Origin of the sequence: Exiguobacterium sp. s161 (assembly GCF_018619045.1) — a bacterium.
GTDB classification, from domain to species: Bacteria; Bacillota; Bacilli; order Exiguobacteriales; family Exiguobacteriaceae; genus Exiguobacterium_A; species Exiguobacterium_A indicum.
Genome location: NZ_JACSNH010000001.1, coordinates 1,198,483 through 1,222,609 on the forward strand (window position 1 = coordinate 1,198,483; position 24,127 = coordinate 1,222,609).

Sequence of the window (24,127 nt, forward strand, 5' to 3'; positions counted from 1 at the left end):
GCACCCGGTCGATTGACTGGATGCTCCTGTTTAGCGATTGCGTACATGGAGAAAATATTTCGCATTGCTCCAAATCAAGGCGATAATCAATAAGCTGATCGCAAAGATCTGAGATTGACCGGTCTCATACGAATACACGACCAATACGACGATGATCCCCATCAATAGGAGTTGCAAAGAAGACTGTGAACGGATGAGTCCCTCTAACATGACGTGTTGCTCGCCGTCATCTGAAGCAGCGAACAGCTTTTTGATATAGTTTGTTTCCGAGTACTTCGGGAACTGACGGTCCGGATATATATGATGCATGAGATTAAGATAAAAAACAGAGGCAAGACTACTGATGATAAAAAAGAGTCCGCTCAGTATCAAATGAAGTCCGAACTGGTTTTCAATGATGCTAAACGATGCGAGCCCGATGCTGAGAAGAGTAGAAACCTGAACCATCATCATGCCATCTGCATAGTATCGATTCACTTGATCGTCAATCGCGTCCTCTTCATCGGAAGAAACAGAGTGTTGAGTCAATTGACGAATTTGCGAATAGCGTACGATGTAACTGAGAGTCAAGAGCGTCAAGATAACGAAAAGACCAATAAATATGTAATCAAGATAGAGCGATCGTTCAAACTGTGACAAATGGATATTTTTTAGGACAAACATGACGAAATAACTGCTAATAAAACCGAGTAACGCTGCGATGATGACCTTGACTGCTTCCTTGTTCATGTTAATTCCTCCTCATCGAAATAAAAGATATCTTCTAGCGGCGTATCAAACACACGAGAAATTTTGACAGCGATCAATAGCGACGGCATGAATTCTTCGCGTTCGATTAAGCTGATCGTCTGGCGCGAAATGTTCGCACGCCGTGCCAGTTCAGACTGATTCCACCCGTGACGGGCGCGTAATTCTTTTAACCTGGATTTCATATAGGGATTCACCTCCTATATAATGTAACTTATCATGGTCTTTTTGACAACGATAATAGTCAAAAAAGACAATATAATAGTCAATTATTTGTAAAACGATCATATCGTTGGCATAAACTGTATACTAGAATAAGTTGAAAGGAGATGTGAAATCCGTCGATGAAATCTCAGTCACGTGTAAATAACGTTATTTATCATGATGAGAATGTTACGCACCAGATTGCTTCGATTCTCCAAATGGAAGAGACTTTGCTCAAACAAAAAATCGCGTATCTCCAGGACGTCACAGACCCCGGTACCACTTCTGAATACGAACAAGGGCGTCAGCAGCTATCGGATAAGCTCGATACGTTGAGACGTTCCGTAAAAATGGATCTCGTCTCACGTGATGACGTTACACTTCGAACGAGAGCACGTTTTGAACAATCACTCAGAGCAACAAGTGTGACAGAAGAGGAAGCTTGTCTTATTCAAGACTATCTCCGAATTGAGGCGACGATGCTGAAAAAATCGAGAGAGCCGGTTTCGGATCTCTATGCTGCTTTATTTGACGCGGATGAATCCACTCGAAAACAAGCGCTCTTATCGATTGAGGAAGCGTTCCGCATGAAGGAATCCGTCATTCAACCGTTGCTTTCACGACTCGTTGAGTTACGACAAGCGCGTGCCACTGCAAGTAGTAAGATCGGATTCGAGGAACTAGCTTTTGTAGAACTCGGACGCGTCGATTATACGAGTCAAGATGTCGATCATTACGCCACCATCATTCAATCCGACTTTCTACCAATCAAACGGCGATTTCAGCGCGAACAACAAACGTTTCTCGGCAAACAGGCGCTCCATCCGTGGGACGTTCGGCAATCCGCCTATACACAGATTGATCATCACGTGACCGGTTCTGATACTTCATTCTTAGATCAGACTCAAGCAATCCTAGAGAGCGTCCATCCCTATTTTGCTGAAGTATTAAAAGACATGCGACAGATGAATCATCTCGATATCGATGCCCGGTCAAATAAAGCGGGCGGAGGGTTTTGTGAGTATTTACCGGTCGAACAACAATCGTTCTTATTTATGAATCGTATCCATACGTTTGATGATCTCGTCATCTTTATGCATGAGATCGGCCATGCCGTACATCATGATGCGATGAAAGAAACGTACGACGGACTACAACCGATTCCGCTTGAAGTAGGGGAGTTCGCTGCCATGTCGCTTGAGTTGTTTACGATGAACGAATGGCATCAGGTGATTCCGGATAGAAAAGACGTTGCCCGGGCAAAACTGGAACAGATTCGTTCCATTGTCGAGTTCTTACCCGAGACGATCATCGTCGATCGTTTTCAATCATGGCTCTATGCTCACCCGGGTCATGATCCAAAAGAACGACATGCCTATTATGCCGATCTCCGAGAATCATACGATACGGACGTCATCGATTGGTCTGAAACACCCGATTGGAAAGGTCATGCATGGATGAGTGTCATCCATCTCTTTGAGACACCTTTTTATTACATCGAGTACGCGATTGCTCAAATCGCCGCTCTCCAGGTTTATCAACATTTCACGAAAGACCCTGACCAAACGCTGAAAGATTTCATCGCAGCCTTGGCGCTTAGTCAAACCCATTCGATCCAAGACGTCTATGCGAGAGCGGGCGTATCCTTCTTACCAAGTGATGCGGAAATGAAAGAGTTGATGGCGTTCCTACAGGGTCAAATTGAAATTTGGACAAATGAGCTAGAAAAGACATAATAAAAACAACACGCTTTGATCAGAAATAGCAGATGTACAAAACGATAGGAGGACGAACATGAATATCCGTAAAAACATCGTCTATGCGACATTATTTAATGAAACAGGCGATCAATTATTGATGGTCGAGAATCGTGGCGATCACGGTGACTACTATACATTGCCCGGTGGGACAGTCGAGCGCGACGAAACGCTACATACGGCAATCACGCGTGAAGTTCTGGAAGAGACAGGATTTACAATCATACCAAGTGACATCGTCCATCTGGCAGAAGCATTCTTCCCACAAGCGGGGGAACATTGTCTCTTTTTCTTCTTCGCGGGAGAAATCACTTCCGGTCAATTAAAGACGAATGTTCCAGAAGAAATTTCCGGACTCGTCTGGATGGATCGTGAAGAAGCGTTCAAACACCTCAATTTACCGAAAGCATCAAAAGAATCGCTCTTTGCTGGTCGAACGGTACCGTATGATTTTGCCGGAGAGATCATCCACGCGTAAGGAAGTGTCGCTTGACGTACTAACGTGACGGATTTTCGGGTACAACACTACAGGAGCATTACCCGAAACTTGTAGAAAGTCAGGTGAACACACGGTATGTCGATTCTTACATTTCACGAAGTCAGCTATCAACACATCTTACACGAAATAACAGGTGAGTTCCGCGAAGGTGTCATTACAACGCTCGTCGGACCAAGTGGTGCCGGGAAATCGACGACATTGAAACACATCAATGGACTGATTTCTCCCGATCGCGGCGAAATTCGTTTTCGAGGCGAACCACTTGAGCAGATGAATCTGCTCGACGTCCGCAAACGGATCGGGATGGCATTCCAAAGCGCGCCGATGATTCCAGGTACCGTCTACGATAATATCAATTTGCCGAAATCGATCTTCGGTGAATCGTTACCGCGCGAAGAAGCGGAACGTTTGCTACAACAAGTTGACCTATCCGTCGAACTTGAGCGACCGGTCAAAGATTTGTCGGGTGGTGAACGGAGCCGGCTCGGAATCGCACGGACACTCGTCAATCGACCGGACGTCCTGTTGCTTGACGAAATCACGGCAAGTCTCGATTATCGGATGGTACAGGAGATTGAGAAGCTGATTCTTGATTTACAGCAGAAGTTACAGACGACGATCATTTGGATTACGCATGACTTAGAGCAAGCCAAGCGGGTCAGTGACGACGTCTGGTTTTTAAAAGACGGTCGATTGATTGAGTCTGGTGCTTTTAAAGAACTCGTTTCAAGTGGTCAAGCCGAGACACAAGCGTTCTTGAAGGGGGAATCGGTATGAGTTACCTCCAACTGGCGACTTCGCTCATCTTCATTTTGATTCCCCTCGTCTTAGCGCGGACGTTACGGCTTGGTCTAGAGAAGGACATCATCATCGCAACCGTTCGATCGATTGTCCAACTCTTAATCATCGGTTACATTTTGACGTTCGTCTTTGAAAGCGGCAGTCCAATTTTCATGTTACTGATGATTCTGTTGATGATCGGTGCAGCGACACTGAACGTCATCCGTAAAGGGGACGGGATTCCCGGAATCCAGTGGATCATCTTGTTCACACTGATTGCGGTCGAAGCATTGACGATGGGCATTTTGCTCGGGTTACGAATCATTCCGTTCGAAGCCCAGCAAGTCATTCCAATCAGCGGGATGGTCATCGGAAACTGTATGATCTTGTCCTTATTGTTTCTCAATAAGTTCAAGGACGAGGTCGAACGAAGCGACGAGGTCATCGAACTGATTCTTTCACTCGGTGGAGATGCGAAGACAGCGATTGATACGAGCTTAAAAGGCGCGATCCGGACAAGTATGATTCCAACGATCGAAGCGCAAAAAACGATGGGGCTCGTCCAACTGCCAGGGATGATGAGTGGGTTGATCATCGGTGGCGCGGATCCAATGGAAGCGGTCCTTTATCAACTATTGATTCTATTCCTAATCTTAACGACGGCGGCGATGGCATCTGTCCTCGTTGGTTTTCTATCCTACCGTCGACTATTCAATGAAAAAGCACAATTCATCGGTTTGACCTATAAGAAAAAAGACACGTAAGGAGCACAATATGCAGACTTATCCGATTACAGAAGCTGACCTGCAACTGGTCGAACGAGCAACCGAAACGATTCAAAGCCGTTACGCTGAAGATAAACATCACGTCGCAGCTGCATTGCGGACAAAAGATGGCGTAACGAAAACGGGAGTTCATGTCGAAGCCTATATCGGTCGGGTGACGGTGTGCGCGGAAGCCATCACGATCGGTTCCGCCATCACGGATGGATTGACGGATTTTGAGACGATCGTCGCCGTCCGACATCCCTATTCGGATGAGGCGGACCGAACGATTCGTGTCGTCAGTCCGTGCGGCATGTGTCGCGAATTGATTTCCGACTATGCACCGGACGCATTTGTCCTCTTAACGATCGACGATCAGTTGACGAAAGTCCGGATTGCAGATTTGATTCCATTAAAATATGTCCGACAATAGCCAGTAACTCCTCGTCGTTTAGATGAGGAGTTTTTTTGCATTTACTTCTAAAAAATCCTTATTATGGTTATGATAAAGACGGAATAATTAAGGAGGGATATGCGTGTCAGCTTTATTAGAAGTCGAACGGTTATCAAAAACCTACATACGTGGAACGGAGACGATCCATGCATTGAAGCAAGTCAGCTTTACGTTAGAGGAAGGAGGATTCATCGCCATCATGGGCACGAGTGGATCCGGGAAAAGTACACTGTTGAATATCCTGGGAGCGCTTGACGCGCCAACCGGCGGAACGTTGACCTTAAAGGAAAAACGGCAACGCGACATCTTCACTGAACCTGCTGCGACGTTATACCGTCAGCAACACATCGGGTTCATCTTTCAATCGTTTCATCTGCTCGATGATTTGACAGTTCAGGAAAACATCGCTTTACCATTGATACTGAAGGGGATGGATGATAAAACGATCCATCAAGAGGTGGACACTTGGCTCAAACGAGTCGGACTGACGAAGTGGAACAATCATCGACCGCAAGAGCTGTCGGGTGGACAACAACAACGTGTCGCAATCGCACGTGCCTTGATCAGTCGACCACCGATCATCTTAGCGGATGAGCCGACGGGGAACCTCGATTTCAAGACATCTGCTGAAATCATGCAGTTGCTTCAAGAACTCAATCGCGAACAACAAACGAGCATCCTGCTCGTGACCCATGATGCGACCGTAGCCGCTCATGCGAAACGTGTGCTGTATTTCCATGACGGACAGATCGTTGCCGATCAACTGTCGACCGGAGACGTGGCGCCGATTTTAGAGACATACGAGCAGTTCGTGGGGGCTGTATGAAACGACAACATCTCTTCCGTCTTTCCCACCGACTGTACCGTAAAAGTCCGATGATTTTAGTGACCTCAATCGGAAGCGTCATGATTTCGATTGGTCTTGTCTTAACGATGGTCATTTTTTTACTACATAATCAAGCCGCTATCGAGACAGATCGTGTACAAAGATATGGTCAAGTCGATCTGACGGTCAAATATACACCTGAAGACGAGCGGACGGATCAGTCCATGTTGGAGCAACTTAAAAAGGATCACGATGTCTTGGGCGCAGAGTCGATCTTACAGACGACAGCGCGCGTCGCTGGTCAAGCGATGGCCGACGTGGAGACGATAGGAGTTCATTCGGATGCCCTAACGAAAAGTCGGTATCATTTCACGAACGAATTGAAACAGGGAGAAGTGATCGTGTCAGCTCGACTCGCGACGTCGCTTGATCGTAGTGTCGGGCAAACGCTTCGCGTCGGAGAAGCGACGTATCGAATCCGTGAGATTTTACCAAATTCAAAAACACCGGGAGTCTCGCACGATCAAGTCTTGCTTTCGTATGCTGATCTGAAGAAGTATCATCCGATCGAAACGAAAGCCGTCTTGCTCAATCTAAAAAAAGAGGCGGATCTCGTCCACTATGCCGATACACTCGTCAAAGCAAATCCGAAGCTCCGGATTGAACTTTCGGAAGGGCAAGCGCTCTCACCGGCGCTGAACGGCTACATCGGAATCTTGTCAGTATTGATCCTTGTCGTGTCCGGCTTCATCTTGATGGCGAATTTTGACTTGTATTTACGTAAACATGCCGTCCAATTTGCGATCATGCGGACGCTTGGGGCGACGACACGGCAACTGTTTCAGCTGTTCTTCGTTCAATCTGGATTGATTGTCTTAGCGGGCACGATGCTTACAATTCTAGGCAGTATTTGCTTACCGTTACTCGGTCAACTCGTATGGCCGACAGAGGGTAAAATGATCGTCTCCCTCATGATCGAACAAGGAGCGTTCTTGATGCTCGTAACGTTCGGTAGTGCTTTGTTAATTCTGCTGTTGCTCGCGAGTACGGCTTACCGAAAACGGGATGTGTTACCACTCCACGTCTTGCGAGAAAATCTGAAAACGGCGTCACGACCGACCCGGCGAAAACGTCTCGTCCTGTTCAGTAGTGGATTGACCGTCAGTTTGGTGTTATTCGCTGAAGTGATTGCCAGTACGGAAGGGTCACGGGCAATCGCCTGGCTCGGTGCGACCGTTGCCTTTTTACTGACGATGTATCTTGTGACGCCACTCCTCTTGAAGGGAGTGCTCCAGCGAGCGGAACCGATTGTTCGTCGGTTAGCGGGACCAACGAGTTTCGTCGCCTTCCGGGGCGTGTTGCCGCAACTTCGGAAAAATGCCTGGTTGATGCTGATCGTTCAAGTCTTGATGATCATCGTCGTCATCGGCTCGACGTTCCTTGAGACGGTGCAACAAAACGAGCGGAAGTACATCATCAGCCAATATCCGACAGAAGTCGTCCTAAAGAGTCGTTTGGATGAAGGATCGCAAGGAAACCCGTTGCAATTGATTCGACAAATTGAAACGGACCTACCTGGCGCAAGAGCGACCTTTCTGTCGTCTCGCAATTCCTTCGAATACCAGTCGCCTCAAGAAGATGTCTCGATCGAATACGAAGTGACGGATTATCGTCGTCTTGATGTCTTAGCGGGAGAGCAGACGAGTGACACAGAAGGAATCATCGTCTCACGGACCTTTGCTAAAACACACAGTCTTCAAAAAGGCGATATGTTGCCAATAGGGCGATGGGACGGGGAACAAGAACGAAACGTTTCGGTCGGTCAATTCCGAATCGTTGGAATTGAAAAGAAGATAGCACCAGACGTCCTCGTGGATTGGCGGAACGAGCAACTGCGGCAACCAAACGATCACATCTTGAATGTCTTTATCGACGTTCCGTCCGAGTTAACGAAGGCGCAAGTGACCACAACATTATTAGAGATCACAGAAAGTTATCCGACATTGCAAGTGAATCGACTATCTGACGCACTTCGCGATGCAAAGCAACAAACGACGGAACGCTGGTTCGTCTTCTTGATTGCGCTCGTCGTCATGAGTGGATCCGTCTGGTTCGGACTTGCGAACGCCTTGCTCAGTTTCGTGAGTGGAAAACGAGGCGAGTATGCCTTGCTCCGAACGATTGCGTTGACACGGAACAAGCTCCGTCAGCTGACACTCATTCAAATGCTCTTATTCATTGGGAGTGGCATCACCTTTGGACTGATCAGTGGTCTTGGTGCGACCTTCTTCATGACACGGATCGATGATACGGGATCATTTTACTTCAATGTACCGACGATTGCCGGAACCAGTGCCGGTTTGATAGTGCTTGTCATAGGCATCGCTTGGTTCGTCACCCGACGAAAGCAGGAAAACCTCGTTCACGAATTGAAACAGTAAGTAAGGGCAAGTGAACCGGGGGGATCGAAATGCGAAAAACGATCGGTGCGATTCTATTACTCGTAGTAATTAGCGGTGTCGGTTGGTGGATGATCGCAGGTGAACGGGATGCGACCTATGAGCAGATTGTTGAAGTGCAAGTCGTTCGACACGTGACGAAGCAGTTCGGACGTGATGATATCGCATCGGTCAAACCGTACTTCGTAGCGTCGGAATCATCGAAATCACGACGTCATCAGATTGCCGTTCAGCTGAAGTCGGCACCGACGGGAGAATACCGGATGTATCGTGTACTTCAAAATAAAGTCGAGTACATCGGTCGATCACGGACGGTTCGATCAGATTAAAAAGATACGTCACATCAGTTGGGGGATTTAAATGAAAACAAAAGCCGAACGTATCGCGTTCATTCAAGAAGAAAAGCGTCAACTCGTCAAACCACGTTTGTACAGCTCGTTGCTGTACGGAGTCAGTATCCTATTAGTCGTCGCCAATCGGGACGTGTACTGGCCATTGTTCTTTTTACTTGTAGCATTGGTCTGGATTGCGCGGATTCACTCGCAAGAAGTCGAACGTGATATGGCATTAACGGTAAAACCACAGATGAAAAAAATCATTCAATGGCAGTATGTGACTGATTTTTTGTTCGTGATCTTAATGGGATTATTTTTCCCACTGATCATCGTATTCGACTTGCCATTCTTCCTTAGTTTTGCCGTCTATGTCGTCCTTGCGATTGTTTTGCTCGTGTCCGATATGCTACTTGAACGAAACGGAAAACGTCTCGATGCCGAGCATCCAACGAAGAAAGAACTGCGGACGTATCAGAAGTCGTGGAAAAAGATCTAATTCGTGGAGCCGGTCGATGAACCGGCTCCTTTTTGAGCATTCCTGTCGCTTCCGCGTGCGAGACTGCCGTATGATGGAAAGGCACATGAAGAAGGAGGTCCTCGTATGCTTGCGATCATCATTGGATTCATCATCGGTCTGCTCGTACCGGTTCAAACGAGTGTCAATACACGATTGCGGGGTGTCGTCGGTTCACCGTTCCTCGCTTCGCTGATTTCCTTTTCGATCGGCTCACTCTTCTTACTGCTTCTCGTCTTGCTCGTCGATGGGGATTTTACAGGTCTCTCAGCTACCGCCGATGAACCGTTCTGGATTTGGGGTGGAGGACTGCTCGGCGTCATCTATTTGACCGGAAACATCTTGCTGTTTCCGCGACTCGGTGGTGTCCAAACGGTCATCATGCCGATTTTCGGTCAAGTCATCATGGGACTGTTGATCGATCATTTTGGATTGTTTGAAGCGAACGTCACGACACTTTCGTTGACACGGGTCATCGGCGCAGTGCTTGTGTTACTCGGTGTCGTCGGAACGGTCGCCCTCGGTGATTATTTCGCACGCCGTCGTAAACAGCAGGTGGCATCAACAGAAAACTCGTTGTTTGTCTGGCGTCTGCTCGGAATTCTAACCGGAATGATGAGTGCTGCCCAGACGGCGATCAATGGTCATCTCGGAAGTGTTCTTGGGTCAGCCGTCAAAGGCGCCTTGATTTCATTTATCATCGGTACGATTAGCTTGCTATTGCTGAATCTGATCCTCCGAACGAAGTGGCACATCGATCGGTCGCAATCCTTACCTGCTTGGATTTGGATCGGAGGATTGATCGGTGCGTTGTTCGTTGCCGGGAATGCCTTCATCGTTCCGCTCGTCGGTACAGGACTCGCTGTCGTCATCGTGACGATCGGTCTTCTGACTGGCAGCCTATTGATTGATCGTTTCGGTTGGTTCGGTGCAAAAAAACAACCAGTCACAGGTGTGCAAATCGTCAGCTTGCTCATCATGCTTGGTGGTATCGTATTGATTCGGCTGTAAATCAAAGACATCTGCAATCCGCCGGTTGCAGATGTCTATTTTTATGCTGTTAAATGGAAATATGAGGTAAAATGAAAGAGTGATAAGGAGGAATAAGATGAGACGTATCATACAACATGCATACGGGGAGGCTAACGTGCTTCAACAAGATGAATGTTTGGATCCAGTACTTAACCCTGGAGAGGTCTTGATTCGAGTTGCTTGGGCGGGTGTGAATTTTGCTGATATAAAACAACGCCGAGGAGGAAAAGCAACGGGTACGTTTCCGTTCGTACTTGGTTTAGACGTAACCGGCATTGTAATAGCTTCTAACCCAAATTCGGCATTTCAAATAGGCGATCGTGTCATGGCATTTGCAAAAACCGGATCATATGCCGAAATCGTTCGAGCGGACGAGCGACTCGTATATCGAGTCCCACTATCGATCTCGTTGCGGGAAGCAATCTTATTTACTACAGTAGGAATTCTGAGCGAGATGTTACTGACTGAAATTGGTCAAGTGAAGCCGACCGACACAATCATTATTCATAGTGCAGCAGGTGGAGTAGGCACTGCATTGATTCAGCTTGCGTTACATAGAGGTGTGAAGCAACTCATCGCAACAGTAGGAAATCTTGAGAAAATAAAATACGTACAATCGTTTGGTGTGGAACATGTATTCACATATGATGATTTTGCCGAAAACGTCCTTTTGTTGACGAATGGGAAGGGAGCAGATGTCATTTTTGATTCTGTCGCAGGTCACGTAACGCGAAAAAGTCTTGATTGTCTCGCTAATTACGGGACACTCGTACAATTTGGTAACAGTAGCGGATCAGCAGGTGAACTCTCGACGACAGATGTCCATGCCAGTTGCCGGACGATTCGTGGATTTAGCCTTGGAACGACGCGTCAATTGGATCCAAATCGGATTAAACGGGCTGCATCCCATATCCTGTTTCTACTCGAAAATAAGAAATTGAAGATGCCGATGATTCACGAGTTTCAACTATCAGAAGTGCAAGAGGCACATCAGTTGATGGAATCCCGACAGTATCAAGGGAAAATAGTTCTACGAATCGGAGGAGATGAGTGTGGATCATAAAGAAATTGAACAGCGATTACGAAACGATCATGAGTTACAAGAGATGCTAGCGTTGGTAGCGACACTCCACTTGCCTGATTGGTGGATCTGTGCCGGTGTCTTACGTTCGAAAATTTGGAACGTCGAACGACAGGCGACATCGGACATCGATATCGTCTATTTTGATCCTACTGATCTTTCGGAAGTCACGGAAAAACGTCATGAAGAACAGTTACGCAAAGTATTGAATTTGCCGTGGTCTGTTAAAAATCAAACGCGAATGCATCTCGTCAATGGATTACCACCTTATCAGTCCGCAACGGATGCGATTTCACAGTTTCCTGAGACCGTCACAGCAATCGGCGTGACGAGACGACCAGACTTTGAACTTTACCTTCCATATGGGGCAGATGACTTTATGGATCAAATCATTCGACCGACGCCACCGTTTCAAGTCGGCACCGCGCGTCATTCGATTTTTCAGCGACGAGTAATTGAAAAAGGATGGCAAGATGATCCAGGTCTAAAAGTATGTACATGAAACAAGAAGGAGCGTATGTGATGAAACAAATCAGTTATAAAAAAACGATACCGCTTCTACTAGTAGGACTCCTCTGTATCAGCGGGTGCGCACCGGAAAAGAATGTCGAGGTGAAAGAAAAGATTCACGTTGATGGTACGAGTTTGTTCGACAGTGGCTCCTATCCGACTGCTGTAGAAACGGCCGAGCATCAGTTTAAATATGACTTGAGCGACAAGTCCACCTATACGTTAAAGCAAGACGATTTCCGAGTGGACGCTAAATTCGGTGACTATAATTTACTGCTAGCAAGCGTCATCGATGGACGATACGATTCGCTGATGATTTATGAAAAGAAGTCGAACTGGATGTTAAGCAGTTCGATGGATCTCACTCGGGATCAATCCACGAAAGGCGAGTCGATCGAAGGGAGCCTAGCGTGGGAAGGAAACAAGAAAAAAATGACGACGAAACTTGTCACGAATCGTCATTACACGATGATTGAGACACGACTGAAAAGTGAGCGGATTCCGGCACGATTTGGAAAACGGGTACGTACCATCAACGGATTGAAGGTACACGTTCAAAAGCAAGGAAAACAGCTCAATCTTGCCTACCAAAACGGAACAGACGTGATGTGGATCGTCAGTGATCGACCGGAAGAGACAACCATGCGGTTGATTCAGAAATCACCAGACAGTCCGATTGACTTGCTTCTCACCGAGTAGACAATTGACCAGACCGAATAGACAAAGAGGCTGATTAAAAAAAGAATGACGTGTCTTTTCACGCCCTTTCCTCAGGCGAGACACAAGCCAGCCTACCTGCCTTATTCAAGCAGGTAAGCGGGTCTTATTTGTCTCTGACAGCGCAACAATGCACTTTTTCCTGTAGGAGTGGCGTGAAACGCGTCATTCTTTATTTACGCGATAAGGGGGCCAGATCATCATTCTGCCCCCCTTATCTTTGTGGAAACCGACTTTTGAGTCAACTCCCCCTATACTTACGAACGATAAACGGACTTGAGGTAATCCGCAATGCATTGCCAAGCCTGAAGTGCCGCGTCTATATCACTGTGGTGTGTGAAGGCATGAGCTTGACCAGCGAATTCCTGGTGCTCAACAGCAACACCTGCCGCCTGAAGGCGTTTCGCATACTGCCGCGCCTCCTGCGCCAGCGAGTCGTGCTCCGCCGTTAGGACGAGCGTCTGTGGTAACGCATCGAGTTGAGCCGCATAGAGTGGCGAAGCGAGGTGATGATACGCGTCTTCCGCACGAGCGATGTACATCGCATTGAACTGCCGTGCCTGTTCAGCGGGAATCGCTTCCTCGAAGAATGGTTTATCCGCGGGATCTGTTGCGAGATCAAGCGGAGGATAATCAAGGATTTGAGCGATGAGCGGCACAGGATTTGTCTGCTCAGCGTTCCATAACGATACGGCAGTCGCAAGATTGCCACCGGCACTATGCCCTCCGATGGCGATGCGTGAAGCATCGAGGCGTAACGTATCAGCATGTTGGAAAATCCACTGAACGACTTCATAGGCGGTGTGGACCGGAACAGGAAATGGATGCTCCGGCGCTAACGGGTACTCAATATTGAGAACATGGCAGTTGGCGGTCTCAGCGAGAAACAGATTCCATGGTTCATCCATCTCTGGCGTTCCGGTGATGAAGCCACCACCATGGAAACTGATGAATCCAGGTAGCGGTTCTGCTGCATCAAGCGGTGAGTGGCACAGCACTCGGATATCTCCGACTGAAGTCGGCACGTGTAGCGTAGTCGTGGTCGCTTGCGGTGGATGAGGAGGTGTGACTTGAGGACGTTCCTCATCCGAGCGGATTTGTTTGGCAAGGTCAATCATCTCTTGGCGATTCATCGAATTCCTCCTTTAGGTCTATCTTCATCATACCGAACGGATTAGTGAATTTCTCTTCTGGATTCGTTTTCTCTAGTTGCAGGAAAAAGCAGCCAGAGTTTGATACACTTTTGAAAGAAACTAGAAATCGAAAGGATGGAACAGATGCCAACACTTTACATTACGCGTCATGGCGAGACGGAATGGAACTTAGAAAAACGAATGCAAGGCTGGGAAGACTCTCCTTTGACAGCAAAGGGCAGGCAAAATGCGCGAGACCTTGGTCACCGCTTACGTGAAGTTCAGCTGGATCATCTCTATATCAGTCCGATTGGTCGCGTCCGAGAAACAGTTCGAATGATGGATCTCGATCCAGCGATTCCGGTCACCATCGACGATCGATTGCGTGAAATGCACATGGGAACCTGGGAAGGACGGACGGCGGCGGAAATTGAAGTCGCGCATCCGCTTGCTCATGCTGCATTTTGGCAAACGCCGCATACCTACATACCGGAGAGTGGAGAATCCTTTGAGGCGGTCCGCGAGCGCATCCTATCGTTTTTGGAACGACTGGCAGATCATGAAGAAGACGAAAACATCTTAATCGTCACCCACGGCATCTTCCTTAACATCTTGCTGACATATCTTCAACGTAAGCCTTTCGCGACATTATGGGATCCGCCGTTCATTCATGGAACGAGTTTGACGATCGTCGAATACAGGGATGGGGAAGCCGTGATTCGATTAGAAGCTGACATGTCGCATGTCATAGCGGACTAAAAAAACGGCGGACTCTTCTCGGTCCGCCGTTCTCCTTATCGTGATTTAGTCAAATAGATCAAAATTGCGCCTTCTTGTTTTCTGACCTTTAGGTGAGGAGAGGATAACGTGTCAATCGAGCGACCGATGATCGATTCTCCTGTCGTATAGCGTTTGAGGAGTAAGGGGTAGAACGAAGCATTCGTCTGTTTCTGATCATTGAATTGACCGCTGTCAGTCTGGACATTTTGAGGTAAGGTATAGACTGTTTTCGTCTCAGGAATACCATTCTTCGCATCAAGCGAATAGGTGAAGGCATGCGAATCCTTGAGCAGGTTCAAATCATACGTCAACTGGAACGGTGTGCGATCATATGTACCGGCAGGAATCGATTTGTCGATCAGCACCTCTGGTGGTTCTGTATCGTCAAATTGGACCGCCTTGAGCTCGAGTGGGCGATCGAGTGTACCAGTTAAGAAAAATGTCCGCTGTTGCTGCGACCCGTCCTTTGCGGAAGAGGGTGTGATCGAAAAGGAAGACTTCTTGATCTTGACGGTTTCTTTTGGAAGGACGGTTGCTTCCGTTGTGCAACCAGCAAGCAAGAAGGTTAGGGTGAATAAGAGCGCATATTTCATGACGTATTCCTCTTTTCCATAGTCATAGTGAATCGAGATGAAATTGAAATATTCAAAAAAATAGAAATGATACCTAGATTATACCAACAATGTTCTTGCTAAATAAAGGAGGAAATCATGAAAGGCAAATGGTTATTAGCAACCGTCCTGCTCGTCGGTTGTGCCTCGACAAGTGAAGAGGCCGAATCGACGGCAAAATCGTTATACGTCGCACCTAACGGCAGTGACGAAAATACCGGCACGTTGAAGCATCCGTTTAAAACGATCCGACAAGCGACGCAAAAAGCGACTGCGGGTACGACGGTCTACTTGCGAAAGGGAACGTATCACGAGGCACTGAACGTTAGACAGAGCGGAACGAGAGAACGCCCGATCTCCTTCCGAAACTATCAAGACGAGCAGGTCACGTTAAGCGGGAAAAATATCAAAGATCGGGACGCAACCTTACCGATCGTTCAGGTGAAAAATCGAAAATATGTGACAATCCAAGGACTGAAGATCGAAGCCATTCAGTCGAAACGGTCGGATGCGACACCGATCGGCATTTTGGTCACGGGATCAGGATTACACATCACGTTGAAGAACAATACGGTTCGCCAGATCAAGACGCTCGCGAAAGACGGAAATGCACACGGCATCGCTGTCTATGGAACGAGAGCGATTCGTCACCTGACGATCACCGGCAACCGAGTCGAGCAGAATCGCCTCGGTTTCAGTGAAGCCCTCGTATTGAACGGAAACGTCAAACATTTCCGTGTGACGAAGAATGTCGTACGGGATAACGACAACATCGGCATTGATTTGATCGGATATGAAGGAATCGCTCGATCGAAGAAAGACGACTACGTCCGTGAAGGCGTCGTGTCGGAAAATCGTGTCTACCGGACGTCAAGCTACGGGAATCCTGCTTACGGGAAGGAATACAATGCAGCCGGCATCTATGTCGATGGTGGGAAAAACCTAACAATTGAGAAGAATCTCGTCGAAGCGAGTGACATCGGGATCGAGGTAACGAGTGAACATGCCGGACGGTACGCAGAAGATGTCATCGTCCGCCAGAATGATGTACGGAAAAACGTCTACACCGGGATTGCGATCGGTGGGTATGACACGAAGCGGGGCGGTACAAATCATGTCTGGATCGAGCAAAATCAGCTGATCGGGAATGATACGAAAGGGCTCGAGGGTGGTCAATTGCTCGTCCAGCATGACGTCCATGATAACACGATCATCAGAAACACATTCGACGGTCCTTTAAGTGTCGCCCATTACTTCAAGACGAGTTCGGGGAACCAGTTTGAAAAAAATACGTTCAAGCATACAAAACGTTTCATGTGGCGCGAGGCCTCCTATAAAACGGAACAAAGCTTCTTGAAAGCCGTTCGAAAGGTGGAATGAGAATGAAGCGATCGGAACGATTACTCGCTTACTGGATCCGGATTCCGAGACGCTGGCGACTCGGAATATTGACCGCCTTGATGTTAACAATTTGGACGGTGGAAGGCGTTCGTTTTTTAACAAGCTCAGCATTACGCCTACCAACCGTTACCGATTCAATCATCTGTCTCGTTCCGGCGATTCTATTGTTTGTGGTATGGAAAACAAAGAGCGCAAAATCACCTCTGAATTAATCGATAAAAACAAGGGATTTGTCTAGGTATTCTCGAAAAAAGGAGAGAACTTCAAATTAGTAAGGAGGAAGAAAGATGACGAAACTAACGATTCAAGCCGTGATTGATCGTCCGGTCGAGACCGTGTGGGAGATCTGGAACGCACCGGAAGACATCAAACGCTGGAACGCAGCGTCTGACGATTGGCATACGACGGCGTCAACGAATGATTTGACGGTCGGTGGTCAATTCACGAATCGAATGGAAGCAAAAGACGGAAGCGTGGGTTTTGATTTCACGGGTACATATGAGGCGATCGTTCCTTATGAGCGCATTGCGTATGTCCTTGAGGATGGTCGTCAGGTGACGATCGACTTTTCTCGGAACGGGGAACAAACCGAAGTCGTCGAATCATTTGATGCCGAAACGATTAACCCGCCTGAGATGCAACAAGCGGGTTGGCAGGCGATCCTTGATCGGTTCAAGGCGTATGCTGAGTCGAAGTAAGTCGTTCGCTTCGTAACTTCCGACCACGGCGATCCGTCAGGGCAGGAATACCGCCGCTCTCATAGCGCCGGACCCAGTTATACAATTGTTGATACGACACATCATGCCGTCCGGCGATACGTTGGTAGTCCTTTGCGGCCGCCAAACAATCGAGGACGGCATTCATGCGTTGTTCAAGAGTGTTGATGGACATGAACGTTTTCCTCCTCATTAAATCGCCCTGGATTCGTCCATGGCATTAAACTAGTGCACATACAATCGATGGAAGCCATTGAATCAAAGAAAAATTGACGCGTCTCCTGTTGATTCATTTTGACGATCAGTCGTTTTTCTAGCGTTGGTAAATGCACGAGAAACGAAATCTGATATTCCATAGGATGCGAGAGAATGGTGGTAGATCGTTTTTGTAAGTGGATCGCTGCTGAATTCGCAGTGATGTATAAGACGTGTCGATTCCATTCCTCTTCGTTGAAAAGTGAATCCATCATCGTGATAAATGCTTGACCGGAAATGAAGTTCATCGGACGTCCTCCTTTCTTATAATGTGTATATCCTGTACATGTTTTTCGAAAACCTACATTTCAAATATTACAAAAAAACCACCTCCAAAAGAGAGGTGGTTAACGTTACCCTGCTAGTTCAAGCATTTGGACGAACGCGACGTCCGGATCTGTCGTCTCAAATCGGTTCAACCAATCCTTGAAGTCGCCTTCGTACAAAATACGACCTTGATGAAGGAAGATGACATGGGCATCTGTATGCAATAGATCATGTAATTGATGGGTCGAGAAGAGGCACGTTTGACCGTTTGCTGCCATCTGCTCGAAGCGTCGCATGATATGAAGTCGTGTTGCCGGATCAACGCCACTTGTCGGCTCGTCAAAAATGTAGAGCGAACGCGGTACTGTCGTCAACAGGGTGACGAACAACCATTTCTTTTCACCAGCGGACATCTTACCGATTTTCATCTCCCATAGATGAGCGAATAGATCGAGCTCTCGTGGCTGTTTCAGATGACGCGTATACGTCTCTTGCTTGCGATATGCTTTCAAACGAGCGAGCCGACCGACGAAGACGGCGACATCCTTGCCCTTTAATTCATCCGAGTAATAGATGAATTGCGTCAAATAGAGAATGTCCGAGATATCGGGTAAGTCCAGTTCTCCGGACGTGATCGGTAAGGCGCCGGTCATGCAATCAAACAGTGTCGTTTTCCCGGCACCGTTCATCCCGATCAAGACGTTCAGTTTCCCGGGAACAAGCGAAAAGGAGACATCGTGTAACAGATCAGGTGATTTCGGATAGTTGAAGCGTACGTGTTGAACGTGCATCTGAATCCTCCTATCGGGTCAGTAATGACATGAGATTAAAACGTTTGACAGAGAATAGACCAAGTAACAGATAAACGACGAGTACGACGGTCAAGATAAGGAACGATGCTCCCGTAACGTGCTCAGAGACGGCAAGACCAAGTGTTTTCATGACATAAAAAGGATTCAAGTAACTGTACCAGCGATCCGGTTGGCTATTCGCGAACAAGAACAGAGGATACATGACGATGTTGATTAATGTCGACATACTCGAAATCTTAGCCGGAAGCATCGTCAAGGCGATGCTTGCAAAAGCAAGCGGGATGCTGAGCAACAAGACGAGATAAGCGAGTAACAACGTCAAAGGTGAGAAAAGGCCGAATACGAGCATAAGGACTGTCGTAAAGACCGTCAAACTAACGGCTGCAAACACGAGCTGAACGAGTACGAGTGCGAGAATAAAACCGATCTTGCTACCGGAAATCATGATATACGTCTTCATCAAACCATGTTCCCGCATCCGGGCAAGTTGGAGACCAATGCCGTTGACATAAATCGAAAGTAAGATATAGCCCCAAAAGAGTGCAAGAAATGAGAGAAAATTGCTCTCTGTGAAATCGAGTCGTGACCCGAAGACGAACGCGAGAATCAATGGGAAGATCAACGACCAAAAGACCGGAATCTTATCCGTCAGCATGATTTTTAAGTAGAGTATAAAGTAGCTAGGAATCGAATACATATGTGCCTCCAATCAGTGTGTCGAATCAAGCTTATATTAAGTATACGTTCTGAAATGGGAAATAGTTCCTTTGAAAAGAGCTTAAGAATCACCTGAAGTCAAATGATGTAACGCATCGATAACAATATGGGGGGCATCCTGTTGAATGAAGTGCCGGCTGTTTGGAACTTCGATCAACAACCCTTGGATCGACTGTGCAGCAGTTTGTCGTTGCAATTCGTGCCACAATAGTTGCGCCTCACGCGAATAATGATCCTTTTTACCAGCAGACAGAACAACGACTGGAAAGGGATAGAGGACATCGACGTTCGTCGCTTCAATACTCTCTTTAAAATCTTCGTATGTACATTCGAGCGTGAATTGTTTTTTGTATATGGCTTGGAACGTGTTTGGCATTACTGGTAAGAAGCGTTGAATATAGGATTCTGGTGTTGTATCGATGAGCAATAGACCTTTTATTTCACTTGGATATTGCGATGCAAATTGTCGAACTAACGTGCCGCCATAGGAATGACCCACAAGAATAAAGGGTGGTTTGAGAGATAAGGTATCGATCAAACGGCGAAGGCGATTCACGCTCTGGCGACTAGTCTCGGAATCATGCTGCATACTACCACCGATGTTCGTACGGTCATACATCAAAATCGTTCCAAGTCCTTCAACTTGATCCATGATTGGTTGCCAAGTTGAAAGATCTTGTCCATATCCATTTTCAAAGATAAACGTCGGTTGATTGGAAGTTCCGAGAATCAGACGATAGTGTAACGTCGTTTCAGGTAACGTCATTAAATCGAAAGACATATGATTCCTCCTATTCTAGTGGGAATAAAAGTAAGGATACCAGAAACGTACAAATATTGTAAACTGAAGCAAAGGACAGGAGGTATCATGATGGACTATTTATTAACGTCTGGTGGGATACAAAATCCATCGATTCACAACGCGTTACGCGAGATGCTCGGAAAACCGATTGAGGAATGCCATGCCATCGCGATCACGACAGCTTCATATGCGTTATCCAAAGGATTGGAGCTTGCTACAAACTTCATTCAAGGAAAAGATGAGGCACCGATGGTTGATTTAGGATGGAAGTCAGTCGGTCTGTTGGAATTATCAGCGGTCTCGGTAATTGATCCAGCAATTTGGCAACCAGCTGTCGAACAAGCGGATGTCATCCTCGTTAATGGTGGGGATCCACTCTTTCTACATCATTGGTTCGTCGAATCGGGTTTTGATCGCATGTTACCGAATTTGACAGGGGTCTATGTCGGGATGAGTGCCGGTAGCATGGTGCTTACGCCACGAATTGGAACGGATTTCGTTGGGTGGAAAAAGACGCCGGAGCAATCGGACGCAACATTAGGTCTCGTTGACTTTTCAATCTTCCCGCATCTCGATCATCCGCAGTTACCGGACAATCACTTACAAGCTGCCAAGTCTTGGGCTGAGATATTAACGAATCCAGCTTACGCAATCGACGACGCGACAGCGATCCGTGTCATCGGTTCGAACGTAGATGTAATTTCTGAAGGAACGTGGGTCCAGTTGCGATGAGGACGATCTATTTCGTTCGCCATTGCGAATCGATCAAAACAGGCAGTGATCGAGGGCGGGGATTAACAGATGCAGGTCAGGAACAAGCGCAAGAACTCGTAGCGTTCTTTCAAGCGCTGCCGATTGACGCCATTTATTCGAGTCCGATGCAACGAGCGATGGACTCCGTTCGCCCGCTTGCTGAGCAACGAGGTTTGCCGATCTACGAGGCAGCGTTTCAGGAACGGTGTTTTCAGGAAACAGACGAACGTTTATCACCTGAACGGCTAGAAGAACTGTTGAAGCGATCATTCCAAAATGACGATTACGCGCAAAAAGGTGGAGAGTCGAATCAAATAGCACGCAATCGTGCTCTAGTAGCCATCGATCAGCTACTTAAAACCCACCCGTACCACCGAGTGGTCGTCGCGACGCATGGTCTCGTGTTGGCGTTAGTGCTCGAACACTACACTGAACGACCGGCAAATGAGTGGCTGGGCGCGATGGGGAGTCCAGCAATCCATCAGCTGACATTCGATGCAAGCGGGAAAACGTCTCATGAACAACTATTGTAAGGCGATTAAATCTGCCCGCTGAAGATGAAACCGAGAAAGAGCAGTAGTAACACGCCAAGCGGAACGGCACAGGCGAGACTGACGTATTTGAGGATTCCCGGTTCGCGTCGTTTGAAGGCGACGATCCCGAGTCCGATTCCGAACAGATAAATGACAAGTCCGATCGGAATCGTAAGCATCGAGTTCGGTCCGAACGACCAGTTGAGCGGTGGGAAAATTATATAGGCGATGAAAAGACCGAGCAAACTAAAGAAGATAGAAGCTTTAGCGTATGTCATGTGAGAACTCCTTTTAATTAAGTATGTGAACAAGAATTCGGATTTAAAACGAGAATTCCTGCTTCATCCAGTAAATTTCCTGTTTGGCATTTGAATGAACAGGAACTATATCTAAAAGATAGTATCTTTTAGATATAGGAGGGACCGATGCCTAAAGAAAACATGACCCGTTATGCGATTCTCGGACTTCTTGCATGTGGATGTACGTCTGGTTATGAGATGAAACATACGATCGACACGAGCTTGAATCACTTTTGGAAAATCAGCTTCGGACAAGTCTATCCGACGCTGAAACGGTTAGAGGCGGAAGGATTGATCGTTGAAGAGGTCACGGATGGGGAACGGAAACAATTCGCCCTGACGAAAAACGGGCATGCGGAGCTTGCGCGATGGGTCGCTGAACCGTCCGTCGAGCTGCCGGTGCAACGGAACGACCTATCGTTGAAGCTGTACTTCGCTCGACATGCTTCAAAAGAGGTTACCTTGCAGAAAATTCAGGAGCACGCGCGATTGCTCGAAGAACGGCTTGAGACGTATCAAGCGATCGATGCGATGATTCGTTCTTATCCGGACTCGAATGATGCCATCTATTGTTTATTGACGCTTGATTATGGCATTCGGAAGACACGGGCGTTACTCGATTGGTGTGACGCTTCCCATGAGACCCTTGAAGGAGGAAATTGACATGAAACGGATCATTGCGACTCCGAACAAAGACGTCGTCGTGTTCATCATCGGTTTACGAATCAATCGCTTACGTTCCGTCCGGCAATGGTTGCCGACGGTCCAGGCGATGGGACCGATGCTACAAGAGTGTTATGCAAACGATGTCGGTCTGATTTCGCATGAGTCACTTGTCGGTTGGCGTTCCGTGACGTTGATTCAATATTGGCGTTCGACGGAAGAATTGATGTCATATGCCCATGGTTCCCGTCATTTGACGGCGTGGAAACGATTCAATCAGAAAGCAGGGACAACAGAAGCGGTCGGGATCTTTCATGAGACGTTCGAAGTCAGCAATTATGAGTCGATGTATGTCAATCTTCCAACATGAGGTCTAGCGAAAGCACTCGGGGAGTCGGCGATCAAGCCGCATCAAGAACAAGCAAAAGGGTGCTTAACCGAGCGGCAATCACAAGAGACGATCTAAATAGACAAAAGACGGGTGCCGAGGCATCCGTCTTTTTATGTAGTGACTGGCGTGGCGGGTTCGAGCAGCTCCCCACAGTTTTGACAAATATGATCGAGCGTTTTTGTACACGGTTCGCAAAACGTACAAGCATGTGAACATTGATAGACCGTCGTTTCAATCGTTTCTTGGCACCGGACACAGGTTGGTTCCATGCGTATCACCTCCTATTAGTAGTATAAGAAATACTATTCAATGAACACAGCAGCAGAACAAAGTAAAAGGCTATATTTTCCTTTGATTCCATGTTAATTTGAAGAAAGTGGTTTTGAATCAGAAGGAGGATGGAAAATGGACCAGATTGATCACCAGATTGTCCGGATTCTGCAAGATGATGCACGGATCCCATGGTCGGAACTCGGACGACAGATCGGGTTATCGGCACCAGCCGTCATCGAACGGGTCCGAAAAATGGAGGACGCAGGAATCATCGAAGGATTCCGCGCTGTCATTAATCCAGAAGCACTCGCGCAAGGGTTACTCGCGATCGTCATGTTCGAAGAGACACGTTGCGCAGGCTTGATTGAATTTTGTAAAGGACATCCAGAAGTCGTCGAGTGTCACCGCCTGACCGGTAGCTATAACTTCATGGTCAAGTTGCAAACCGCGTCCGTTGCAACACTGGAACGTTTTCTCGATGATGCATCGGTCTACGGCAAACCATCAACCTGGATTCGGCTGTCGACGCCAGTGCCGTTCACGGGATATACGGTATGACGGAAGCGACACGTGTACGGATCGAACAACTGACGGGGGAGATCGAGGACGTGAAAAGCTCGATGAGCAAGAGGGAACTTTGACCGTATACCGAATCACAGCATGGTACGTCGGTGTCAGCGCTAGAGCAATCTATGCGATGACATACGGGATCCGAACGAATGAGGGCGGAACGGGCTATTGCCTGGATTTGGGGCAAGGCTGGCTGAGCGGTTGTCTCTGTCCTCATTTGAATCAGGAAAAACGAGCAGCTCGTTTTCAGGAATACCTGCCTCAAATGAATTATGCGATCGGATTACCTGACAATACGGCGTATATTCAATCTGAGACCGATCACTATCGATTAGGCGAAGGGTACGTGCTTTGTTTTAAATGATGATGAACGCTTCGAACATCCGTTGTGTTCATCATCGTGATTAAAAAGTGAATCAAAACAGTTGACGAACAAAAATTGAGATGGTATATTTATCTCGAATTAAAGATA

The 24,127-nt window shown here is 47.3% G+C and carries 34 protein-coding genes; 23 read left to right on the top strand and 11 right to left on the bottom strand.

Annotated elements, in window-relative coordinates:
• Positions 1–30 precede the first annotated feature (30 nt).
• The gene (locus tag KNQ14_RS05935; RefSeq protein ID WP_214860043.1) at positions 31–729 is read right to left on the bottom strand and encodes a DUF3169 family protein; all 699 of its coding nucleotides are present in this window, start codon (positions 727–729) and stop codon (positions 31–33) included.
• Entirely contained in the window at positions 726–932 is a 207-nt protein-coding gene (locus KNQ14_RS05940) for a helix-turn-helix transcriptional regulator (RefSeq protein ID WP_023468455.1), read from the bottom strand. Before KNQ14_RS05940 ends, KNQ14_RS05935 begins: the two co-directional genes overlap by 4 nt.
• Positions 933–1,091: 159 nt before the next feature.
• Between KNQ14_RS05940 and KNQ14_RS05945 the strand changes: the two genes are divergently transcribed.
• The 13 genes from KNQ14_RS05945 to KNQ14_RS06005 all read left to right on the top strand — a co-directional run bounded on the left by KNQ14_RS05945 (position 1,092) and on the right by KNQ14_RS06005 (position 12,661).
• A complete protein-coding gene (locus KNQ14_RS05945) occupies positions 1,092–2,687 on the top strand; it encodes a M3 family metallopeptidase (RefSeq protein WP_214860046.1) in 1,596 nt (531 codons plus the stop codon).
• Positions 2,688–2,745: 58 nt separating this feature from the next.
• Positions 2,746–3,186 carry an NUDIX domain-containing protein gene (locus KNQ14_RS05950; RefSeq protein ID WP_214860048.1) on the top strand — a complete coding sequence of 147 codons (441 nt, stop codon included), beginning with the start codon at positions 2,746–2,748 and terminating at the stop codon, positions 3,184–3,186.
• Positions 3,187–3,282: 96 nt separating this feature from the next.
• Complete coding sequence (locus KNQ14_RS05955) at positions 3,283–3,984, top strand: ABC transporter ATP-binding protein (RefSeq protein WP_214860050.1); 702 nt, start codon at positions 3,283–3,285, stop codon at positions 3,982–3,984.
• Positions 3,981–4,751, top strand: coding sequence for an ABC transporter permease (locus tag KNQ14_RS05960; protein ID WP_064299780.1), 771 nt, complete (start codon positions 3,981–3,983; stop codon positions 4,749–4,751). The genes KNQ14_RS05955 and KNQ14_RS05960 overlap by 4 nt, the downstream gene beginning before the upstream one ends.
• A gap of 10 nt (positions 4,752–4,761) precedes the next feature.
• Positions 4,762–5,184, top strand: a complete 423-nt coding sequence (locus KNQ14_RS05965) for a cytidine deaminase (protein ID WP_214860052.1) — start codon at positions 4,762–4,764, stop codon at positions 5,182–5,184.
• Positions 5,185–5,281: 97 nt separating this feature from the next.
• Positions 5,282–6,031, top strand: a complete 750-nt coding sequence (locus KNQ14_RS05970; protein WP_214860408.1) for an ABC transporter ATP-binding protein — start codon at positions 5,282–5,284, stop codon at positions 6,029–6,031.
• Positions 6,028–8,472, top strand: coding sequence for an ABC transporter permease (locus tag KNQ14_RS05975; RefSeq protein ID WP_214860054.1), 2,445 nt, complete (start codon positions 6,028–6,030; stop codon positions 8,470–8,472). Before KNQ14_RS05970 ends, KNQ14_RS05975 begins: the two co-directional genes overlap by 4 nt.
• Positions 8,473–8,501: 29 nt before the next feature.
• The gene (locus KNQ14_RS05980; protein ID WP_195864945.1) at positions 8,502–8,819 is read left to right on the top strand and encodes a hypothetical protein; all 318 of its coding nucleotides are present in this window, start codon (positions 8,502–8,504) and stop codon (positions 8,817–8,819) included.
• A 31-nt stretch (positions 8,820–8,850) separates the two neighbouring features.
• Entirely contained in the window at positions 8,851–9,321 is a 471-nt protein-coding gene (locus KNQ14_RS05985; RefSeq protein WP_214860056.1) for a hypothetical protein, read from the top strand.
• 105 nt (positions 9,322–9,426) lie between these two features.
• Positions 9,427–10,350: a DMT family transporter gene (locus KNQ14_RS05990; protein WP_214860058.1), complete on the top strand. Its 924-nt coding sequence runs from the start codon at positions 9,427–9,429 to the stop codon at positions 10,348–10,350.
• 97 nt (positions 10,351–10,447) lie between these two features.
• Positions 10,448–11,434, top strand: a complete 987-nt coding sequence (locus KNQ14_RS05995; protein ID WP_214860059.1) for a quinone oxidoreductase family protein — start codon at positions 10,448–10,450, stop codon at positions 11,432–11,434.
• Positions 11,424–11,954, top strand: coding sequence for a nucleotidyltransferase family protein (locus KNQ14_RS06000; RefSeq protein WP_371743328.1), 531 nt, complete (start codon positions 11,424–11,426; stop codon positions 11,952–11,954). The genes KNQ14_RS05995 and KNQ14_RS06000 overlap by 11 nt, the downstream gene beginning before the upstream one ends.
• The gene (locus KNQ14_RS06005) at positions 11,951–12,661 is read left to right on the top strand and encodes a hypothetical protein (protein ID WP_214860061.1); all 711 of its coding nucleotides are present in this window, start codon (positions 11,951–11,953) and stop codon (positions 12,659–12,661) included. Before KNQ14_RS06000 ends, KNQ14_RS06005 begins: the two co-directional genes overlap by 4 nt.
• A 275-nt stretch (positions 12,662–12,936) precedes the next feature.
• On the opposite strand, the gene KNQ14_RS06010 is transcribed toward KNQ14_RS06005, so the two are convergent.
• Positions 12,937–13,812, bottom strand: coding sequence for an alpha/beta hydrolase (locus KNQ14_RS06010; protein ID WP_214860062.1), 876 nt, complete (start codon positions 13,810–13,812; stop codon positions 12,937–12,939).
• Positions 13,813–13,956: 144 nt separating this feature from the next.
• Here KNQ14_RS06010 and KNQ14_RS06015 point away from each other — a divergent pair, with 144 nt between their 5' ends.
• Complete coding sequence (locus KNQ14_RS06015) at positions 13,957–14,571, top strand: histidine phosphatase family protein (RefSeq protein WP_214860063.1); 615 nt, start codon at positions 13,957–13,959, stop codon at positions 14,569–14,571.
• A 35-nt stretch (positions 14,572–14,606) separates the two neighbouring features.
• Here KNQ14_RS06015 and KNQ14_RS06020 read toward each other — a convergent pair whose 3' ends face one another.
• Entirely contained in the window at positions 14,607–15,185 is a 579-nt protein-coding gene (locus KNQ14_RS06020; RefSeq protein WP_214860064.1) for a hypothetical protein, read from the bottom strand.
• Between the two features lie 117 nt (positions 15,186–15,302).
• Between KNQ14_RS06020 and KNQ14_RS06025 the strand changes: the two genes are divergently transcribed.
• The 3 genes from KNQ14_RS06025 (at position 15,303) to KNQ14_RS06035 (ending at position 17,302) form a co-directional block, all read left to right on the top strand.
• A complete protein-coding gene (locus tag KNQ14_RS06025) occupies positions 15,303–16,583 on the top strand; it encodes a right-handed parallel beta-helix repeat-containing protein (RefSeq protein ID WP_214860066.1) in 1,281 nt (426 codons plus the stop codon).
• A gap of 2 nt (positions 16,584–16,585) precedes the next feature.
• Complete coding sequence (locus tag KNQ14_RS06030; RefSeq protein WP_214860067.1) at positions 16,586–16,816, top strand: hypothetical protein; 231 nt, start codon at positions 16,586–16,588, stop codon at positions 16,814–16,816.
• A gap of 75 nt (positions 16,817–16,891) precedes the next feature.
• Positions 16,892–17,302 (top strand): SRPBCC family protein, encoded by a 411-nt coding sequence (locus KNQ14_RS06035; protein ID WP_029341816.1) that lies wholly within the window; start codon positions 16,892–16,894, stop codon positions 17,300–17,302.
• On the opposite strand, the gene KNQ14_RS06040 is transcribed toward KNQ14_RS06035, so the two are convergent.
• The 5 genes from KNQ14_RS06040 to KNQ14_RS06060 form a co-directional block, all read right to left on the bottom strand.
• A complete protein-coding gene (locus KNQ14_RS06040; RefSeq protein ID WP_047394678.1) occupies positions 17,277–17,495 on the bottom strand; it encodes a helix-turn-helix domain-containing protein in 219 nt (72 codons plus the stop codon). The genes KNQ14_RS06035 and KNQ14_RS06040 overlap by 26 nt on opposite strands.
• On the bottom strand, positions 17,476–17,823 hold the full coding sequence (locus tag KNQ14_RS06045; RefSeq protein ID WP_214860068.1) for a hypothetical protein: 348 nt from the start codon (positions 17,821–17,823) through the stop codon (positions 17,476–17,478). Before KNQ14_RS06045 ends, KNQ14_RS06040 begins: the two co-directional genes overlap by 20 nt.
• Before the next feature lie 105 nt (positions 17,824–17,928).
• Positions 17,929–18,633 carry an AAA family ATPase gene (locus KNQ14_RS06050; protein WP_214860069.1) on the bottom strand — a complete coding sequence of 235 codons (705 nt, stop codon included), beginning with the start codon at positions 18,631–18,633 and terminating at the stop codon, positions 17,929–17,931.
• Positions 18,634–18,643: 10 nt separating this feature from the next.
• Positions 18,644–19,351, bottom strand: coding sequence for a hypothetical protein (locus KNQ14_RS06055; protein ID WP_214860070.1), 708 nt, complete (start codon positions 19,349–19,351; stop codon positions 18,644–18,646).
• Positions 19,352–19,432: 81 nt separating this feature from the next.
• Positions 19,433–20,152 carry an alpha/beta fold hydrolase gene (locus KNQ14_RS06060; protein ID WP_214860071.1) on the bottom strand — a complete coding sequence of 240 codons (720 nt, stop codon included), beginning with the start codon at positions 20,150–20,152 and terminating at the stop codon, positions 19,433–19,435.
• Between the two features lie 90 nt (positions 20,153–20,242).
• Here KNQ14_RS06060 and KNQ14_RS06065 point away from each other — a divergent pair, with 90 nt between their 5' ends.
• A complete protein-coding gene (locus KNQ14_RS06065) occupies positions 20,243–20,905 on the top strand; it encodes a Type 1 glutamine amidotransferase-like domain-containing protein (protein WP_214860072.1) in 663 nt (220 codons plus the stop codon).
• Positions 20,902–21,459: a histidine phosphatase family protein gene (locus tag KNQ14_RS06070; protein ID WP_214860074.1), complete on the top strand. Its 558-nt coding sequence runs from the start codon at positions 20,902–20,904 to the stop codon at positions 21,457–21,459. The genes KNQ14_RS06065 and KNQ14_RS06070 overlap by 4 nt, the downstream gene beginning before the upstream one ends.
• Positions 21,460–21,464: 5 nt before the next feature.
• Here KNQ14_RS06070 and KNQ14_RS06075 read toward each other — a convergent pair whose 3' ends face one another.
• Entirely contained in the window at positions 21,465–21,737 is a 273-nt protein-coding gene (locus KNQ14_RS06075; RefSeq protein WP_214860076.1) for a hypothetical protein, read from the bottom strand.
• A gap of 147 nt (positions 21,738–21,884) precedes the next feature.
• On the opposite strand from KNQ14_RS06075, the gene KNQ14_RS06080 reads away from it, so the two are divergent.
• Both KNQ14_RS06080 and KNQ14_RS06085 read left to right on the top strand, forming a co-directional pair.
• Complete coding sequence (locus KNQ14_RS06080) at positions 21,885–22,421, top strand: PadR family transcriptional regulator (protein ID WP_214860078.1); 537 nt, start codon at positions 21,885–21,887, stop codon at positions 22,419–22,421.
• A gap of 1 nt (position 22,422) precedes the next feature.
• Entirely contained in the window at positions 22,423–22,791 is a 369-nt protein-coding gene (locus KNQ14_RS06085; protein ID WP_251138278.1) for a DUF4188 domain-containing protein, read from the top strand.
• Positions 22,792–22,922: 131 nt separating this feature from the next.
• Here KNQ14_RS06085 and KNQ14_RS06090 read toward each other — a convergent pair whose 3' ends face one another.
• On the bottom strand, positions 22,923–23,081 hold the full coding sequence (locus KNQ14_RS06090) for a DUF1272 domain-containing protein (RefSeq protein ID WP_081780359.1): 159 nt from the start codon (positions 23,079–23,081) through the stop codon (positions 22,923–22,925).
• Between the two features lie 136 nt (positions 23,082–23,217).
• Between KNQ14_RS06090 and KNQ14_RS06095 the strand changes: the two genes are divergently transcribed.
• Both KNQ14_RS06095 and KNQ14_RS06100 read left to right on the top strand, forming a co-directional pair.
• Positions 23,218–23,643, top strand: coding sequence for an Lrp/AsnC family transcriptional regulator (locus KNQ14_RS06095; protein WP_214860080.1), 426 nt, complete (start codon positions 23,218–23,220; stop codon positions 23,641–23,643).
• Complete coding sequence (locus KNQ14_RS06100) at positions 23,564–24,019, top strand: type 1 glutamine amidotransferase family protein (protein WP_214860081.1); 456 nt, start codon at positions 23,564–23,566, stop codon at positions 24,017–24,019. The genes KNQ14_RS06095 and KNQ14_RS06100 overlap by 80 nt, the downstream gene beginning before the upstream one ends.
• Positions 24,020–24,127: the final 108 nt, after the last annotated feature.